The organism is Kangsaoukella pontilimi (assembly GCF_009830125.1).
GTDB classification, from domain to species: Bacteria; Pseudomonadota; Alphaproteobacteria; order Rhodobacterales; family Rhodobacteraceae; genus Kangsaoukella; species Kangsaoukella pontilimi.
The window spans coordinates 984,733-1,002,327 of sequence record NZ_WUPT01000002.1 but is presented as its reverse complement, the minus strand read 5'-3'; the positions used below and the strand labels follow the sequence as shown (position 1 = coordinate 1,002,327).

The 17,595-nt window shown below is 68.7% G+C and carries 18 protein-coding genes and 1 riboswitch; of the genes, 3 read left to right on the top strand and 15 right to left on the bottom strand.

All coding sequences use genetic code 11. From position 1 onward, the window contains the following. The 7 genes from GQ651_RS14525 to cbiE are packed head-to-tail and all read right to left on the bottom strand — an operon-like array spanning position 1 to position 5,488. Complete coding sequence (locus GQ651_RS14525; RefSeq protein ID WP_160764925.1) at positions 1–336, bottom strand: DUF1636 family protein; 336 nt, start codon at positions 334–336, stop codon at positions 1–3. Further along, positions 333–1,070: a precorrin-6A synthase (deacetylating) gene (gene cobF / locus GQ651_RS14520; protein ID WP_160764924.1), complete on the bottom strand. Its 738-nt coding sequence runs from the start codon at positions 1,068–1,070 to the stop codon at positions 333–335. Before cobF ends, GQ651_RS14525 begins: the two co-directional genes overlap by 4 nt. Next, positions 1,063–1,794 (bottom strand): uroporphyrinogen-III C-methyltransferase, encoded by a 732-nt coding sequence (gene cobA / locus GQ651_RS14515; protein WP_160764923.1) that lies wholly within the window; start codon positions 1,792–1,794, stop codon positions 1,063–1,065. Before cobA ends, cobF begins: the two co-directional genes overlap by 8 nt. After that, on the bottom strand, positions 1,791–3,125 hold the full coding sequence (locus GQ651_RS14510; protein WP_160764922.1) for a cobyrinate a,c-diamide synthase: 1,335 nt from the start codon (positions 3,123–3,125) through the stop codon (positions 1,791–1,793). Before GQ651_RS14510 ends, cobA begins: the two co-directional genes overlap by 4 nt. Beyond that, positions 3,118–3,912: a precorrin-4 C(11)-methyltransferase gene (gene cobM, locus GQ651_RS14505; RefSeq protein ID WP_160764921.1), complete on the bottom strand. Its 795-nt coding sequence runs from the start codon at positions 3,910–3,912 to the stop codon at positions 3,118–3,120. The genes GQ651_RS14510 and cobM overlap by 8 nt, the downstream gene beginning before the upstream one ends. Further along, positions 3,909–4,289, bottom strand: a complete 381-nt coding sequence (locus tag GQ651_RS14500) for a cobalamin biosynthesis protein (RefSeq protein WP_160765186.1) — start codon at positions 4,287–4,289, stop codon at positions 3,909–3,911. The genes cobM and GQ651_RS14500 overlap by 4 nt, the downstream gene beginning before the upstream one ends. Continuing rightward, entirely contained in the window at positions 4,286–5,488 is a 1,203-nt protein-coding gene (gene cbiE / locus GQ651_RS14495) for a precorrin-6y C5,15-methyltransferase (decarboxylating) subunit CbiE (RefSeq protein ID WP_160764920.1), read from the bottom strand. The genes GQ651_RS14500 and cbiE overlap by 4 nt, the downstream gene beginning before the upstream one ends. Here cbiE and GQ651_RS14490 point away from each other — a divergent pair. Continuing rightward, positions 5,487–6,242 (top strand): cobalt-precorrin-6A reductase, encoded by a 756-nt coding sequence (locus tag GQ651_RS14490; RefSeq protein WP_160764919.1) that lies wholly within the window; start codon positions 5,487–5,489, stop codon positions 6,240–6,242. The two genes, cbiE and GQ651_RS14490, sit on opposite strands and share 2 nt — an antisense overlap. Here GQ651_RS14490 and cobJ read toward each other — a convergent pair. From cobJ to GQ651_RS14455, 7 genes are read right to left on the bottom strand one after another with little or no spacing between them, the layout of a single operon-like run. After that, entirely contained in the window at positions 6,215–6,967 is a 753-nt protein-coding gene (gene cobJ, locus GQ651_RS14485) for a precorrin-3B C(17)-methyltransferase (protein WP_160764918.1), read from the bottom strand. The two genes, GQ651_RS14490 and cobJ, sit on opposite strands and share 28 nt — an antisense overlap. Then, complete coding sequence (locus GQ651_RS14480; RefSeq protein ID WP_160764917.1) at positions 6,964–7,692, bottom strand: precorrin-2 C(20)-methyltransferase; 729 nt, start codon at positions 7,690–7,692, stop codon at positions 6,964–6,966. The genes cobJ and GQ651_RS14480 overlap by 4 nt, the downstream gene beginning before the upstream one ends. Then, positions 7,689–8,318: a precorrin-8X methylmutase gene (locus GQ651_RS14475; RefSeq protein ID WP_160764916.1), complete on the bottom strand. Its 630-nt coding sequence runs from the start codon at positions 8,316–8,318 to the stop codon at positions 7,689–7,691. The genes GQ651_RS14480 and GQ651_RS14475 overlap by 4 nt, the downstream gene beginning before the upstream one ends. Positions 8,319–8,321: 3 nt before the next feature. After that, on the bottom strand, positions 8,322–9,503 hold the full coding sequence (gene cobG, locus GQ651_RS14470) for a precorrin-3B synthase (protein ID WP_160764915.1): 1,182 nt from the start codon (positions 9,501–9,503) through the stop codon (positions 8,322–8,324). Then, positions 9,500–12,784: a cobaltochelatase subunit CobN gene (gene cobN, locus GQ651_RS14465; RefSeq protein WP_160764914.1), complete on the bottom strand. Its 3,285-nt coding sequence runs from the start codon at positions 12,782–12,784 to the stop codon at positions 9,500–9,502. The genes cobG and cobN overlap by 4 nt, the downstream gene beginning before the upstream one ends. A 17-nt stretch (positions 12,785–12,801) precedes the next feature. Further along, positions 12,802–13,857: a cobalamin biosynthesis protein CobW gene (gene cobW / locus GQ651_RS14460; RefSeq protein WP_160764913.1), complete on the bottom strand. Its 1,056-nt coding sequence runs from the start codon at positions 13,855–13,857 to the stop codon at positions 12,802–12,804. 9 nt (positions 13,858–13,866) lie between these two features. Then, positions 13,867–14,265, bottom strand: a complete 399-nt coding sequence (locus GQ651_RS14455; RefSeq protein ID WP_227258195.1) for a DUF1636 family protein — start codon at positions 14,263–14,265, stop codon at positions 13,867–13,869. A gap of 54 nt (positions 14,266–14,319) precedes the next feature. After that, positions 14,320–14,539, bottom strand: a riboswitch (cobalamin riboswitch). A gap of 39 nt (positions 14,540–14,578) precedes the next feature. Here GQ651_RS14455 and cobO point away from each other — a divergent pair. Then, positions 14,579–15,187 carry a cob(I)yrinic acid a,c-diamide adenosyltransferase gene (gene cobO, locus GQ651_RS14450; protein WP_160764912.1) on the top strand — a complete coding sequence of 203 codons (609 nt, stop codon included), beginning with the start codon at positions 14,579–14,581 and terminating at the stop codon, positions 15,185–15,187. Positions 15,188–15,197: 10 nt separating this feature from the next. Then, on the top strand, positions 15,198–16,643 hold the full coding sequence (locus GQ651_RS14445) for a cobyric acid synthase (protein ID WP_160764911.1): 1,446 nt from the start codon (positions 15,198–15,200) through the stop codon (positions 16,641–16,643). Here the strand turns inward: GQ651_RS14445 and cobD are convergent. Beyond that, positions 16,623–17,594: a threonine-phosphate decarboxylase CobD gene (cobD, locus tag GQ651_RS14440; RefSeq protein WP_160764910.1), complete on the bottom strand. Its 972-nt coding sequence runs from the start codon at positions 17,592–17,594 to the stop codon at positions 16,623–16,625. The genes GQ651_RS14445 and cobD overlap by 21 nt on opposite strands. Position 17,595: the final 1 nt, after the last annotated feature.

Below are 17,595 nucleotides of genomic sequence, written 5' to 3'. Positions count from 1 at the left end.
TCAAAGCGCCGGAACACGCCCCCTGAGACAGAAGCGAAGCCGCCCGCACGGCCGGGCGTCTTCGATCCAGCCCTTGGGCGCTGCGGCATAGGCCCGAAGCGTGCCGATGATGTCGCCCAGATCGGCAACCGGATCGACCCCATCGAAGAAATAGGTCGCCCGGCCCACCCCCTGAAGCGCCAGCGTGCGGGGTCGCGCGCATCCGTTCATACAGGCCTGCATCTCGATCCGGACGGGGACCTCCAGACCGGCGTCTGCCACAGCCTCGGGCACGCCATCCCATGACGGCCCGTCGCAGGTATCGCACAGCCTCAAAACGATCTCGTCGCCGCTCATGCCCCGCCCTCCCGCCTGAGCAGATAGACGTCCATGATCCAGCCATGCCGCGCGCGCGCCTTGTCGCGAAGCGCGACGATGCGCGGTCCGGCCTCAGCGAGCGGGCCGGTCTCCAGAAGCTCGTTCTCCATGCCGAGATAGGCGCCCCACCAGATGGTCAGGCCCGCAGAGTCGAGGCTCTGAAAGCTGCATTCTCCGTCCAGCATCACCGCGACCGTATCGGCCCCGGCGGGCCAGCCGTGGTCCCTCAGACGCCGACCAGTCGTCACGGTCACAGGCGCGCCCACACGATTCAAAGGGATCGCATGGGCAGCCGTCAGCACCTGAAGCGAAGTAATCCCCGGCACCACCCGAAGGCGCGGCGCAGGATCGAGCCGCTCGGCAATGCGGAGGGTGCTGTCGTAAAGCGACGGGTCGCCCCAGACCAGCAGCGCCACCGGCCCCTCGGCCCCGTCCATCGCCTCGCGCCAGCGTGCCGCGATCTCGTCGTGCCAGCGGCGCACCCGCTCGGTATAGGGCAGTGTGTCGTCCCGGACCGGCATTTCGAATTCGACGACACGCGCACTTCTGCCGCTTTCCGACAGGATGCGATAGCGCAAATCGGCGAGATCGTCCTTGCCCGCACCTTTGAGCGGCATCAGCACCGTCCGCGCCTCGTTCAGCGCCTTTCGGGCCTCTCCGGTCACGTGGTCCGGGTTGCCGGTTCCGATCCCTATCAGCCAGAGATCAGTCATCGGCCTCGCCCGCCGCCAAGGGGCCGTAAAGGATCAGCGCAGGTTTCGTACCGACACTCTTCGCGAGTTTCCCGGCCAGTGCGCCCATCGTCATCCGTTGGATCGTCTGCTCGGGCGTGCCCACGGCCTCGGCCAGAATGGCTGGCGTCTCAGTGGGCAGTCCGCGCGCGAAAAGCTGCGCGGAGAGCGCCGGGAACGTGCGCTTGCCCATAAAAATCACCGTGCAGGCGGAGGGGTCGGCCAGCGCGCCAAGATCGAGATCGGCGGGCAGCTTGCCCTCGGCATCGTGCCCGGTCACGAACTGCACCCGCCGCGCCGTCATCCTCCGTGTCAGCGGGATGCCTGCCGCAGCCGCCGCAGCGAGTGGCGAGGCGACACCCGGCACGATCTCATACGGAATCCCGGCCTCGCGAAGTGCGATCAGCTCTTCCTCCAGCCGCCCGAACAACCCCGCATCGCCGGATTTCAGCCGGACGATCCGACCGCCCCCCTTCGCATAGTCGACCAGAAGGCGGCTGATGTGGTGCTGCCTTGGTGACGGTCGCCCGGCACGCTTGCCCACGCCAACAAGGTCGGCATCCGCACGAGCGTGCGACAGGATCGGTCCCGCGCTCAGGTCGTCGAACAGGATCGCGTCGGCGCGCTTCAGCCGGTCTACCGCCTTCAGCGTCAAAAGCTCCGGGTCACCGGGGCCGGAGCCCACGAAACTCACGAAACCAGTCATGCGCCCGCGTCCTCTCCGGCGATAAGGTGGAAAAAGGTGCCCGTGACGCGACCACGCCGCGACCCGGTCTCCGGCACAGGCCCGCCATCCGCATCGAAAACCTCCGCCAAAGGCGCGTCGGGCTGGTCGAGGATGGTCGAGTAATGAAATTCATGCCCCCTCAGCACCGCACCCGCCTCCTGCCCCGGCATCGGCGCCCCAAGCACGGCGCGGCGATAGCCGAGGTGGAACTTGCGCTTCTCGTAGGACGTCACAAGCCCCAGCAGCCCCGCCATCCGGTGGCGTGTCCCGTCCTTGTCGATCAGCGCCTCACCGAGGGCCATGTAACCGCCGCACTCGCCATGAACGGGCTTCGTCTCGGCGTGGCGGCGAAGGGCCTCCATGAAGCGGGTTGCCGCGGCCAGAGGACCGGCGTGAAGTTCAGGGTAGCCCCCCGGCAGCCAGACAAGGTCCGCCGACGGGTCCGGCGCCTCATCGGCCAGCGGCGAAAAGGGCAGGACCTCGGCCCCGCCCTCGTGCCAGCTCTTCAGAAGGTGCGGGTAGGTGAAGGAAAACGCCGCGTCCTGCGCCAGCGCGATCCTCTGCGCGGGCGGCGGCGGGAGACGCCCGCCTTCCATCCGCTTGTCCAGGCCACGGGCTGCGGCCCGGATCGCGGGCAGGTCGACATTCTCCCTGAGAAACGCGGCATAGCCCGCGATGGCGGCGTCGAGGTCGGGATGCTCCACCGCCTGGACTAGGCCCAGATGCCGCTCGGGCAGGGTCAGGTCGCCCCGCCGGGGCAGAACGCCGAGGACGTCGATCCCGGCCCTGTCCATGCCAGCACGCGCCAGACGCTCGTGACGCGGACTAGCCACCCGATTCAGGATGACACCGGCAAAGGGCAGATCGGGCGCATAACTCTTGAACCCGAGCGCCGTCGCCGCCGCCGATTGCGCCTGCCCGCCCACGTCGATGACCAGAACCACCGGCCAGCCCATGAGCCCCGCCGTCTCGGCACTCGACCCGAAGCCAAGCCGCCCCTTCGTCGCCACCCCGTCGTAGAGCCCCATCGAGCCTTCGGCGACGCAGATATCCGCATCCTCCGACGCGCCCGCAATGGCACCGAAGAGGCCTTCGTCCATGGCCCAGCTATCAAGATTGAACGACGCCCGCCCGCTCGCCGCCCGGTGAAAGGCAGGGTCGATATAGTCGGGGCCGGACTTGAAGGGCTGCACCGTCAGCCCGTCCTCGACCAAAGCCCTCAAAAGCCCCAGCATCACGGTCGTCTTGCCGGTCCCCGAAGCCGGGGCCGAGATCATCAGACCGGGCGGTGGCGGTGTCCGGTCACTCATTCTCGGGGCTCCACTCCGCCCAGGGGCTGTCGGCGGTCTGCGGACGATACCGGCGGTCGTAGTCGGGGGCATAGAGACGGCTTTCGCCAAATGTCTCGGCTCCAAGCGCGTGCCCCACAAGGATCAGCGCCGTCCGCTCGATCCCCTCTCCCATGGCGGCCTCCATCGTCTCAAGCGTCGCCCGGATGATCCGCTGATCGGGCCAGCTTGCCCGGTACACGATGGCGACCGGACAATCGGCGCCGTAATGGGGTGTCAGGTCCTCGACGACGCGAGGCAGGTTCTGGATCGACAGGTGAATGGCCAGCGTCGCACCCGTCGCGCCGAACGCCGCCAGCGTCTCGCCCTCGGGCATCGTCGTGGCCCGCCCCGGTGTCCGGGTCAGGACGACCGATTGCGCCACGCCCGGCAGGGTCAGTTCGGCCCCAAGTGCGGCGGCGGCGGCAGAAAAGGACGGCACGCCCGGCGTGACGGTGTAGGGGACGTCCATGGCGTCGAGGCGGCGAAGCTGCTCACCCATGGCCGACCAGACCGACAGATCGCCCGAATGAAGCCGCGCCACGTCTTGTCCCGCCTCGTGGGCACGGGCGATCTCGGCCATGATCCCGTCCAGATCGAGCGGTGCTGTGTTCACGATGCGCGCGCCCTCAGGGCAATGGGACAGGACCGCTTCGGGCACCAGAGAGCCAGCATAGAGACACACGGGACAGGCCGCGATCAGGTCGCGCCCCCTGAGCGTCAGAAGGTCCGCGGCCCCCGGCCCAGCCCCGATGAAATGGACGGTCATTCCGTGTCTCCCTCGGCAAGCGCGCAGGTCGCCATTCCGTCACCCGACACCACGCGTGGCCCCAAGAGCCGCGCCCCCGGCCCCGCCGCGGCCAGCGCCGCCGCCTCGGCCACACTGCTCGCGCCACGCGCAGCGATGGACGCCTCGGACCGGGTGGACGTTTTCTGATCAGCGAGGCGGGCGGCGTCAACACCGATCGGATCAAGCGCCAGTTCCGCTGCCAGCGCACGAAAAACCGGCATCTCGGCCTTGTCGCTGACGGTGGCGATACTTTCCGGCGCCACCCCCTCGGGCAGCGCAGCGCGCGCCCTGCCATAGGCGTCCTTCAGGCTTGCTATATCGGCAGCCGCGCGAAATCCGAACCCTGCCACGATCACAGCACCACCTGCCATTGCACCACGGGATAGGACGCTTTCCATCCCCGTTTCGGGCCGAGCGGTGCGGCTTCGGATATCTCGACCCGCATCAGCGTCCCGCCAAGCCGCGACGCCGCCCCGGTCAGAAGCGCCTCGGTCTCGAGCGTCACGGAATGGGCGACAAGGCGGGTGCCGGGCGAGAGCCGGTTTTCCAGATCGGCCAGAAGCGCCTCTGTCAAACCGCCCCCCACAAAGACCGCGCCGGGTGCGTCCAGTCCGTCGAGCGCCTCGGGCGCGGCCCCCTCGACCACCGACAGACGGTCCAGCCCATAGGTCGCCGCGTTCCGCCCGATGCGCGCCGCGCGATCGGCCCGTGGCTCGATACAGATCGCGCGCAAGGACGGGTGCGAGAGGCACCATTCAACCGAGATCGACCCCGACCCGCCGCCGATATCCCAGAGAAGTTCGCCCGGACGCGGCGCCAGCGCCGAAAGGGCCAGCGCCCGGACGGGACGCTTGGTGATCTGGCCGTCGCTTTCGAAAAATTCGTCCGCCAGACCGTTCGTCACCGGCACCACGCGGCCCTCGCCCACAACCGCAAGCGCAACGGCGACGGGATGAGCGAAAGTCTCCTCGGGCAGCGCATCTGCGCGCGCAGGCGTGATCCGCTCGCGCGGGCCGCCAAGAGCCTCCAGAATGTGGAGCGTGCTGGCCCCGAAGCCCACGCCCGTCAGGTAGCGCGCCAGATCGCGCACCGCATCACCGTCGCGCAAAAGGACAATCGCCCGCCGATCCGGTGCCAGATGCGGTCTCACACGCTCAAGCGGCGCAGCGTGAAGGCCAAGACAGAGCGTGTCCTCCAAAGACCAACCCAAGCGGCTCGCCGCCAGCGAAAAGGTCGACGGCACCGGCAAGGCACACCATTCTCCCGGCTCGTACCGCGCCGCGATCGCGCGCCCGGCGCCGAACCAGAAGGGATCGCCCGATACCAGCGCCACGACCCGCCGCCCGCGCAAGCCGTCCAGAACGGTCAGCCCGTCCGCGAAGGGCACCGGCCACTCGATCCGCTCCGCCCCTGCGTCTGGGACAAGCGACAGGTGCCGTGGCGGCCCGATCACCACCTCGGCCTCCGCCAGCGCGGCACGGCTTGCAGCCGACAGCCCGTCCGGTCCATCCTCGCCCAGCCCGACGAGGGTCAGCCAGGGAGAGACCTCAGCCATGCGCCCGCGCCTTCTGATCCTTGCCGGTACCACCGAGGCAACGGCGCTTGCCCGCGCCGTGGCCGAGGCCGGGCTGGACGGCATCGTGTCCTTCGCAGGCCGGGTCGAGCGCCCGCTTCGCCAGCCCCTGCCGCAGCGCGTGGGCGGCTTTGGCGGCATCGACGGGCTGGTCCGTTATCTCAGCGATGAGCGGATCACCCACCTGATCGACGCTACGCACCCTTTCGCCGCCCAGATGAGCCGCCACGCGGTGGCCGCCGCGCGCGAGGCCGGGATCGAACACGCGGTCCTGACCCGTCCGCCGTGGTCGCCCGAGCCCGGCGACCGCTGGACGCGGGTGCCGGATATCGCGGGCGCCGTCGCGGCGCTGAACCGGCCCCGGCTGAATGTCATGCTGGCCGTGGGCCGGATGCATCTGGCCGACTTCGCGCCGAACCCGCAGCACATGTATCTCCTCCGTCTCGTAGACCCGCCAGCCGAACCGCTTCCCTTTCCGGATGCAAAGGTCATCGTGGATCGCGGCCCCTTCGATGAGGCCGCCGACCGCGCGCTCATGGAAGAGCACGAGATCGGCATCGTCGTGTCCAAGAACGCAGGCGGCACCGGAGCCTATGCCAAGATCGCGGCGGCTCGGGCACTTGGGCTGCCCGTGCTCATGATCGACCGGCCCGGGCAGCCCGAGGGCCGGGTCTTTCACGACAGGGAGGCGCTTATGGACTGGCTGGCTCATGGCGCGGCCCATCTCGGCGTATAGACGAAGGGACGGCCATCCCGCGCGATGACGCGCGTTGCCGACGAGCCGACGATCACCATGGTCCGCATGTCGGCCATCTCGGGCGTGGCCTCTCCCAGTGTGGTGACGACAAGCGCCTCGTCAGGCGTGGTGACCGCGCGGGCGAACAGGATCACCCGGTCCGATCCCGCCTCGGCCCGCAGAAGATCGAGCACCCGGCCGAAACCTTCAGGCCGCGCCTTGGAGCGCGGGTTGTAAAAGGCCATCGCGAAGTCGCCCGCGACCGCCGCCATTAGGCGCCGCTCGATCAGGGACCAGGGCTTCAGGTTGTCGCTCAGGTTGATCGCGCAGAAGTCATGACCCAGAGGCGCCCCCGCCCGCGCGGCAGCCGCCAGCATGGCCGTCACGCCCGGAAGCACGCGGATATCCAGATCGCGCCAGTGGGCCGGGCCGTCCTCGACCGCCTCGAACACCGCCGCCGCCATGGCGAAGACGCCGGGATCGCCCGAGCTTGCTACCAGCACCCGCCGCCCCTCGCTCGCCATCTCCAGAGCGTGCCGCGCGCGATCCAGCTCCTCGCGATTGTCGGTTTCGTGGCGCGTCAGGCCGGGCCGCTCCGGCACCCTGCGCACGTAAGGGATATAGCCCACGGCATCGGTCGCCTCGGCCATGGCCGCACGGACCTCCGGTGTGACAAGCGCCTCGTCCCCGGGCCCCAGCCCCGCAATGGCGACCCAACCCGTCACGGCCGCCGCCCCTGACCGTGGACCATCACGATTGAGAAATAGGGAACCGTGCGGTCCCCTGCCTCGGTCAGAGGCACCGCGCGCTCTTCCGCCATCGAGGCGCATTCGACCAGCCACGCGCGGTCGAGCTTGCCCGCCCGCTCCAGCGCACGTCGCACCTTGGGCAGGTTTCGCCCTACCTTCATCACGACCAGCGCGTCGGCGGCCTCCATCAGCGGGACCAGCGCGTCCTCCGCCATGGTGCCGGTCAGCACGCTCAGGACATCGTCGCCCCATGTGATGGGTTGTCCCGACGCCGTCCAGGCCGCCGACATGCCCGTGATTGCGGGCACGACCTGAACCGGGACGCGAGGTTTGAGCCGCGTGTAGAGATGCATGAAGGAGCCGTAGAAAAAGGGATCGCCTTCGCAGAGAACCACCACGTCCTCGCCTCGCCCGGCCAGCGTGGCGAGGTGTGACGACACCTCTTCGTAGAAGCTCGACAGCGCCTCGTTATAGGCCGGATCGTCCAGCGGGATCTCGGTCGTGACGGGGTATTCCATCGGGAACTCCACGGCGTCCGCCGGCAGCATCCCGTCAACTATCTTGCGCGACCTGCCCGAGCGGCCAGCCTTGCGGAAAAAGGCAACATGCCGCGCGGACCGCACCAGACGGTCGGCGCGGACGCTCATAAGCTCGGGGTCGCCCGGCCCCAGCCCCACGCCATAGACCGTGCCCACGCTCATTCGGCGCGGCTCGCGATGGCGTTGATGGCCGCGACGGTGATGGCGCTGCCGCCCAGCCGCCCCGTAACGATCAGCGACGGGACGGGCGCGGCCTCCCAGAGCGCGTTCTTCGACTCGGCGGCACCCACGAAACCCACGGGGCAGCCGATGATCGCGGCGGGCCGGGGACAGGACGGGTCTTCAAGCATTTCAAGCAGATGGAAAAGCGCCGTAGGCGCGTTGCCAATCGCCACCAGCGCGCCCCCGAGCACGGGCCGCCACAACTCCAGCGCCGCCGCCGACCGGGTCGTGCCCAACTTTGCCGCCAGCGTCGGCACCTCTGCATCATGCAATGTGCAGATCACCTCGTTCTCCGCCGGAAGCCGCTTGCGGGTCACGCCCTCGCTGACCATCCGCGCATCGCAGAGGATCGGCGCGCCTGCCTCCAGCGCCGCCCGCGCGGCATTCACCATGCCCGGCGCGATCCGCACGTCCCGTTCCAGACCCACCAGCCCCGCGGCATGGATCATCCGGACAACGACCGGCTCGTCCTCGGGCGGGAAAGCGTCCAGATCGGCCTCGGCCCGGATGGTGGCGAAGCTCTCCGCGTAGATCGCGGCGCCGTCGGTCTCGTAGGTATAGGGCATCGCTCAGGTCTCGAATTGGGTCAGCAGATCGTCCGGGGTCAGCCCGGTGGCTTTGGGCGCATCCCACGGCGCGCCAACGGGGACAAGGTCGAAACGCCCGTCTCGGCCCACCAGCGTCACGTCCGCCCGGCGCGGATGCGCACAGCCCTTGGCGCAGCCCGAGACGTGAAGCGTCCGCCCTTCCAGCACGCCGGGGGCGAGGCGCCGGGCCAGCGCGCGGGTCTCGACGCTGGCCTGCGGGCAGCCGGGAGCGCCGGTGCAGGCTGCGACGCGGAGCCGGGAATCGGCGGCATCGAGGATAAGATCGTCCGTCGCCATGTGTTCTGGGGGGGCGGCTCCCGGCAGGAACACCATGCGCCAGGGTGTCAGTCGCATTTCGGCGCTTGCAGCACTCGCCACCGCACGGAGCGCGTCCGACGTAAACGACCCGAACGCCGCCGCCACCAGAAGGCCACCCGGAACCGGGCCGGGCGCTGGTGCAGCTTGCGGGTCAGAGGGCGCGGCATCGCCCATCAAAGCCTCGGGCAAAGTCACGCCACTTGCAACATGGCGAGCCATTCGCCCACGTCCATCCGCTCCAACACCGCCGGAAGCGAGGAACCAGCGCGCCAGATCGAGAGCGACCGCCACGGCATGGTCTGCGTCGCTCACACCGCACCCCACCGCCTTTCCATCGGCACGCACGATCAGCGCGCCCTCGGCACCCTCGATCCGGATATCCCCGCTCACACCGTCCAGCCGACGTGCCGGCCCGGCATCCACGACGAAACCGAATTTCGACGGCAGGCCCGCAAAGACCGGATCGAGCAGTCCCTCGGCCAGTCCCATCGCTATTCGCACGGTCGCACTGTCGTCGCCGTCGTGGAAAGGGTCTGGCACGATGTTGAGACGGCCTTCGGTTTCGGCGTCAGCACTCACCATTCCAAGCGCGGATAACGCGTCGAGAAGTGCCGGATATGCGTCCTCGCTCACGCCCCTCAGTTGCAGATTCGCGCGATTGGTCACCTCGGCCATGCCCGAGCCATAACGGTCAGCCAAATCGGCAATCGCCGCCATCTCGTGGGGCATGAGCCGCGCCAGCGGCGGGCGTAGCCGCACCACCAGCCCGTCGCCAGAGACCATCGGCTTCCGCGCACCTGGACACCAGCCCTTGATCTCGGGGTCCTTGATCTCGGGCGCACTCATTCCGCCGCCTCGATCTCGGCCAGAATGGCGTTCCGGCGGGTTGCCCAAAGCCCCGCTGCGTGCAGTTCCGCGAACCGCGCGCGCATAGCGGCAAGCGCGTCGGGATTGGCCTCGTGCAGGAACCCCGTCACCTCGTCATCGCCAAGGGTCGCATCCCAGAAGGCGTCGAACAGATGCGGCGGCACGGCGCCCGCCAGATGCGCGAAGGCCGCCATGTTCTCCAGCGTCATGGCGATCTCGGCCGCGCCCCGGAACCCGTGGCGGCGCATGCCCGCGATCCAGCCCGGATGCGCGGCCCGTGCCCGCACCACCCGCGCGATCTCTTCGGTCAGCGCGCGGGCACGCGGCGCGCTCGGGTCGGTGTTGTCCATGTGATAGAGCCGCGCCGCGCCACCGGTGATGCCCTGAGCGGCGGCGAACCCCGCCTCGTGGCTGGCATAGTCCTCGGCCAGCAGGATATCAGTCTCGGGCAGGTCCTGAAGGTGCACAAAACTGTCGGCGGCAGCCACGCGCGCATGAAGCCCGGCCTCGTCCCGCTCGGCCCGGTCGCCGTCGAGCGCCCAGGACGACGCCTTGAGCCAGGCTTCGCCCGCCGCCTGCCGCGCCTCGGGCGAGTAATCCGACAGCATCGCCCCCATGCCCAGCCCGAAGGAGCCGGGACGCGGTCCGAAGACGCGCGCCTCGTCGCGCCCTACATAGGGGTTCCAGTCGCGCGCTTCGTCCCGCGCCGCGAGCGCCCGCACAGCGCTCTGGAAGAGGGCCGAAAGCGTCGGGAACACGTCCCGGAACAGCCCCGACACCCGAAGCGTCACGTCGATCCGGGGACGCTCCAGTTCCGCGATGGGGATAATCTCGATGCCAGAGACCCTCTCCGACCCCTTGTCCCAGACCGGACGGACGCCCAACAGCGCCAGAGCCATCGCGAATTCCTCGCCCGCCGTCCGCATCGTGGCCGAGCCCCAGAGGTCCACGACTACCCCTTCGGGCCAGCCGCCTGAATCCTGCAGATGACGCCGGACCAGTTCCTCAGCCAGCTTCATCCCCTGGGCATAGGCGGCACGCGTCGGCACCGAGCGCGGGTCCGTCGTGTAGAGGTTCCGCCCCGTGGGCAGCACGTCGCCTCGCCCGCGATAGGGTGAGCCCGATGGTCCCGGCGCGATCCGTCGCCCGGCGAGCGCATCAATCAGCGCCTGCCGCTCCGACGCCGCCGAGACCGTGGCGTCGAATGCGCCCGGCGCTGCGGGCGCACGCCCCCAGACATGCAGACCATCCCCGAACTGGCTTTCTTTCACGTCGCAGACGAACCGGTCGATCCGGGTAATGGCCTCTGCTGTCGAGGCGTCGTCGGGCAGGCCGAGATCGCGCTCGACGCCCAGCGCCTGCGCCTCGCCCCGGATATCGCCCATCAGCCGATCGCGGCGTCTGGGGTCCAGACCGTCGGCGTTCGAGAACTCGTCCAGAAGCGCTTCCAACCGGGCAAGACTGTCCGGCGTTTCCGAGGCACGTAGCGGTGGGGGCACATGGCCCAGCGTCACCGCACCGATGCGCCGCTTGGCCTGCGCCGCCTCACCGGGGTCGTTGACGATGAATGGATAGATGACCGGAACCGGCCCGATCAACGCCTCGGGCCAGCAGGCGCCCGACAGGGCCACCGATTTGCCCGGAAGCCATTCCAGCGTGCCATGAGCGCCTATATGGACCAGCGCGTCCGCTTCGCCCTTAAGCCAGAGGTAGAAGGCAACATAGCCGTGCCGGGGCACTCGGCTCAGGTCGTGATATTCGTCATCGCGTACCTCTGGCGTGCCGCGCTCGGGCTGAAGCGCGATAAGCGCCTTTCCGCGACGCACCGCCCGAAAGGCGAAGCCGCCCTCGACGCAGTCGTTGTCGGCCTCGGGCGCGCCCCAGGCGTCGGTCAGGTCGCGGCGCAGGCTTTCCGGCAGACACTCCAGCGCCGCACGGTACGCGGCCAGAGGCCAGACGATCCGCTCACCGGCCAACGCCGCGGCGATGTCGCCACCGGTCCCGATGTAATGCCCGGCGTCGGCCAGATCACCCAGAATTGCCTCTGCCGAGGCCAGCGGATCGAGCCCTACCGCATGGGCCATGTTCCAGTCGCGCCCCGGATATGTGGAGAGCACCAGCGCGACCCGGCGCGCGTGGGCCGGCATGGCGCCAAGCCGGTGCCACGAAGCCACCCGGTCGGCAATGACGTCGATCCGCTCCCGGTCGGGCCGATGGGTGAAACGCGCAAACTCCAGGTGCTCGTCCTGCGCGTCCGGCTCCTTGAAGGACGCGACGCCGGCCAAAAGGCGACCGTCTACCTCGGGCAGGACCACGTGCATGGCCAGATCTGCCGGCGACAGGCCCCGCTCGGACTTGTGCCACGCCGCGCGGCCTGACGTCGCCAGAGCCACCTGAAACACAGGTACCCCGGCGGCGTCGAGCGGCGACGTACCGTCGTCGCCCTTGCCGGAGAAGCCCGTCGCGTTGATGACCGCGACCGGACCCAGTGCCGCGACCTGCCGCCTGAGCCATCCCGCCGCGCCGGGTGCCTTGAGCGATGGCGCGAACAGTCCGAAGGCGCGAAAGCCGCGCGCCTCCATAGCCGCGAAGATCGCTTCGACAGGCGCGAGGTCAGCGGCGGCCACGTAGGATCGGTAAAAGACCACCAGCACCAGCGGCCTGTCGCCCGAGACCGCCATGACGGGACAGGTCAGCCCCTCGCCCGGCGTCCAGCCGCCCACCTCGGGCAGCGCCTTCGACCCGCGGACCGGTGCAGCATAAAGCCCCGCCGCCAGCGCCATCTGCTGAAGCGCCGCCTGCGCAGCCACGGCACCCCCCGCCTCGCAGAACCTCTGCAAGCGGCGGAGGGTCGAGACCGGAACCGTCGACACCTCGTCCAGCGCCGGGTCGGGCCGCCCGTCGGCGGGCAGAACGGCCAGGGCAATGCCCTTTTCCTCGGCCAGCGCCCGCACCTGCTGCACCCCGTAGGACCAGTAGGCTATGCCGCCGATCAGCCGGATCAGGATGCCCTTGGCCCCCGACAAGGTCTGTTCGACATAGGTGTCCACCGACACGGGATGCTTGAGCGCCGCGATATTGGCGAGCCTCAGTGTCGGCAAGCCCCCCCCCGGCCCGTCGCCCCGATGCCAGCCCGCCGCGAAAGCGCCGAGATCGCTGTCCGAGAAGGAGAGCACCACCAGATCGGCAGGGCTCTGCCCCAGATCGGTGGGCGTCTCGGTCTCTTCTAGCCCGTGGCTTTCGCGGAAGACGACATGCATGGCGGTCCCCGGTGCGGTCAGGCCGCTTCGGTGGTCTCCGGCACGAGGATGTCGCGGATCGCGGCGGCGTCGATGTCGTCATGCTCGGCGATGACGACCAGACGGCCCTGCCGCGCCTCGCCCTCGGCCCAGAAGCGGTCGAATTGGTGCCGAACCCGCGCACCCACCGCCTGAACGAGCAGGCGCATCGGCTTGCCGGTCACGGCGGCATAGCCCTTGACGCGCAGGATATTCTTACGCCGCGCAAGCTCTTCGATACGGGCGACCAGCTGGGCGGGGTCGGCAATCTCGGGGATGTCGATCACGACGCTGTCGAAATCCTCGTGCTCGTGATCGTCGGCCCCGTCATGGTGCGAGGGCCGCGCTTCAAGATCGTCCTCGGCGGCCGCCTCCAGCCCGAGGATCACGCGCGGATCGACCACGCCCTCGGCAACCTCGACCACCGGGATCGGGCGCGGCGCCTCGGCGGCGATGACTGCGCGGGCGCGCTCCAGCCCGTCGGGGCCAGCCAGGTCGGGCTTGGTCAGCAGGATGATGTCGGCGCACGAGATCTGATCCTCGAACACCTCTGACAGCGGCGTCTCATGGTCGAGACTGTCATCGGCCAGCCGCTGACGGTCCACCGCCTCGACGTCGGGCGCAAACCGGCCCGCCGCGACCGCCTCGGCATCTGCCAGCGCGATCACGCCGTCCACCGTGATCTTCGAACGGATATCCGGCCAGTCGAACGCCTTGAGCAGCGGCTTTGGGAGCGCAAGCCCCGAGGTTTCGATCAGGATGTGATCGGGGCGCGGGTCGAGCGCCATAAGCGCCTCGATCGTCGGGATGAAATCGTCGGCCACAGTGCAGCAGATGCAGCCATTGGCCAGTTCCATGATGTTTTCGGCCGGGCATTCCGGAATGGCGCAGCCCTTCAGGATATCGCCATCGACGCCCACATCCCCGAACTCGTTGACGATCACGGCCAGACGCCGCCCGCCCGGGTTCTGCATGAGTTGAGTGATCAGCGTGGTCTTCCCCGAGCCGAGAAAGCCGGTGATAACGGTGACGGGAAGCTTTTCGAGCGTCGGCATGGGATGTCCTCAGAGCGGTGGAATGCGGGCGATGCAGTTCTTGCGGAAATGTTCGGGCCTCTCGCGCCAGGGCACAAGCCCGTCAGCGGCATCCCGATAGCGAAGCGCGCCTTCGCGGAGCGGCGACAGGTCGCCCTCGCCTTCGAAAGCGCCGTAAACATAGGTCCAGCGGCCAGGTCCCCTGAGCGCGACAGTGCAGCCGCGCGTACAGTTTGACAGGCATTCGACAGGGGTGATGCGGACGCCCTCGACGCCTTCCTCGGCCAGACGGCGGTGCAGAACGGCCCCCGGCCGCTCGCCCTCGTCATCCGGCAGGGCGTCGCCCCGGCACTTGATGCAGACCAGCAATTCGACCGTTTCCGAGCCGTCGAGCATCTTTCGTTCCCTGTTCTCGTCGGGCTTGGGCATGGGACGGAAATGCGGGATGGACGCCGCGTCTCCGGCACCGGAACACCCCGCCCGGTCTTGACCGTTCCGCTGGCAGGTCTCCCGGCTTCCGGATGCGAAAGCTCCTTGCTTTCACGGTTACCCGGCCTTCCCGAACCGCCGATGCGGTCAGTGGCCTTAATCGGGTACCCTCTCCGGTCACGGTCGCGGGGGCGGCTGCCGTTCGGCCGGACACCCGGCCTCGCGCATTCCCTTTTCACCTGTTTGCACAGGCACCAGCATTCGTGGAATGTCACCGGCGGGACGATTCTGTCAAGCACATAGGGGCCGCGCGATGGACGAGACGACCAAGCGTCACAACGAGAAAATGAAGCGGATAAAGGCCGCGCGCGATGAGCTGATGAAGACCAAGACCGAGGAAAAGGGCCTCATCATGGTCCATACCGGCGCGGGCAAGGGCAAATCCTCGTCCGGCTTCGGCATGATCATGCGCTGCATCGCCCACGGAATGCCCTGTGCCGTGGTGCAGTTCATCAAGGGCACATGGATGACAGGCGAGCGCAAATTCCTGACCCACCGCTTCGGCGACGAATGCCGCTTCTTCGTCTCGGGCGAAGGATTTACCTGGGAAACGCAGGACCGCGAACGGGACGTGGCGGCGGCCCAGCGCGGCTGGGAGATCGCCAAGGAGCAGATCCTGGACCCAGACATCGACTTCGTTCTGCTCGACGAGATCAACATCGCGCTCCGCTACGACTACCTCGATATCGACGAGGTCGTGGACTTCCTTCTGCATCAGAAACCACACATGACTCATGTCTGTCTGACGGGCCGGAACGCCAAGCCCGAGCTGATCGAGGCCGCCGACCTCGTGACCGAGATGACGCTTCTGAAGCATCCCTTCCGCGACGGGGTGAAGGCGCAGAAGGGCGTCGAATTCTGAGCGTCCGCCCATGACCCGCGCGCTGATGATCCAGGGCACCGGCAGCAATGTCGGCAAGTCCATGCTGGTGGCGGGTCTGGCGCGCGCGGCGCGTCGGCGGGGCCTCTCGGTCGCGCCGTTCAAGCCGCAGAATATGTCCAACAACGCGGCCGTCACGGCGGATGGCGGCGAGATCGGCCGCGCGCAGGCGCTTCAGGCGATGGCGGCGGGTCTCGACCCGGTGACGGACATGAACCCGGTGTTGCTGAAACCCGAGACCGATGTGGGCGCGCAGGTGATCGTGCAGGGCAAGCGCCTGACAACCGCCAGGGCGCGGGAGTATCAGGCGCTGAAACCCACGCTGCTCAATGCCGTTCTGGACAGTTTCGCCCGCCTGAAAACCGCTCATGACCTCGTTCTGGTCGAGGGCGCGGGCAGCCCGGCAGAGGTCAATCTCCGGCAGGGCGACATCGCCAACATGGGCTTTGCCCGTGCCGCCGACGTTCCCGTGATCCTGACAGGCGACATCGACCGGGGCGGTGTGATCGCCCAGATCGTCGGCACTCAAGCCGTGCTCGACACGGACGACGCTGCCCAGATCGCGGGGTTCATCATCAACCGCTTCCGGGGAGATCCCAGCCTTTTCGACGACGGCTATGCCCTGATCGAGGCGCGGACCGGCTGGAAGGGCTACGGCGTCTGCCCGTGGTTCCCCGAGGCGTGGCGCCTGCCCGCCGAGGACGCGCTCGACATCGCCGCCCCCGCCCGCGCGGACGGTCTGCATATCGTCTGCCTCCGCCTGTCGCGTATCGCGAATTTCGACGATCTCGACCCGCTGGCGCAGGAACCGGGAGTCCGTCTGACCATGCTGGAAGCAGGCCGCGCCATCCCCGGCGACGCGGACCTCGTGATCCTGCCCGGCAGCAAGTCCACGCGCGGCGATCTTGCCTTTCTCAAGTCACAGGGCTGGGACATCGACCTTGCCGCCCATGTCCGGCGGGGCGGGCACGTGCTCGGCCTTTGCGGCGGGTACCAGATGCTGGGCCGCTCGGTCTCGGACCCGGACGGGATCGAGGGACCGGCAGGGCGCGACCAGGGGCTTGGCCTTTTGGACGTCGAGACCACGATGACACCGGACAAGCGCCTGACGCGGGTGACGGCCCGGCATCTGGCCTCCGGCACCAGCTTCTCCGGATACGAGATTCATATCGGAGCCACGACCGGGCTCGACTGCCAGCGCCCCTTTGCCGAAGTCGACGGCGTACCGGAGGGCGCGATCAGCGCCGACGGCCTCGTCGCGGGCAGCTACCTGCATGGCATGTTCCGCGATGATGCCTTCCGCGCCGCCTATCTCGCCGCGCTCGGAGCCACCTCTTCGATGGCATATGGTTCAGGGGTCGAGGCCACGCTCAACGCACTCGCGGACCATGTCGAGGCGCATCTGGACGTCGAAGGACTACTCGCCGCCGCCCGATAGCGCGGTCTCCAGCCGCGCCCAGCCTGCAGCATCGCCGGGCAGACCCAGTCGCATCCATCCCTCTGAGTACGGGAATATCCGCGACCAGATACGTGCGCGGGCCAGCCTCTCCTGCGCAGAGGCGGCATCGCCGGTCTCATACGTCCGAAAGAGCGGCGTGCCGCCCACCAGCCGCCATCCCGCCCACTCGGCCAGTCCGTCGAGCCGCGCCGCATCCACCCTGAGACGCGCGCGTGTCTCGTCCCGCCACGCGGTATCGCCCAGCGCGCGCGTGCCAATAGCAATGGCCGGGCCACTGACCGCCCAAGGCCCCGCCAGCGCCGCGATCCGTGCGGCCATGTCGGGCGCGGCCAACGCGAATCCCAGACGCAGTCCCGCAAGCCCGTAGAACTTGCCGAAGGACCTGAGGATCACGACATTCTCCGGAACTTCTGCGCGGGACAAAGCACTCTCCGGCTCGGGGTCGGCAAAGCTTTCGTCCACCACCAGAAGCCCCACGCGCCCGGCCAGCGCGACAAGATCGGACACGGACGCCCGGCGCCCATCCGGGTTGTTGGGCGACACCACCACGGCGAGGTCCGCACCCTCCAGTGCGTCCGGCTCACGCACCTCCGCCACCTGCCAGCCCGACGCCGCCAGTGCGCCTGCGTGCTCGTTGTAGGTCGGCACCAGAACACGCGCCCGCCCCACAGCCGACAGTCGCGGCACGATCTGGATCGCCGCCTGCGCCCCGGCCAGCGGCACGGGAACGAGGGACGTCGCGTAAGCTCGGCGCGCCGCGTCGGCCAGCCCCGCGATATCCTCCGCCGTGGGCAGCGCAGCCAATGCGCGCGCTGGCAGAACGTCCGGCACCGGATAGGCGACCGGATTGATGCCCGTGGACAGGTCGATCCAGTCGTCGCCGCCGAACCGCGCGCGGGCGCGGTCAAGGTCTCCGCCGTGGTCGCGCATG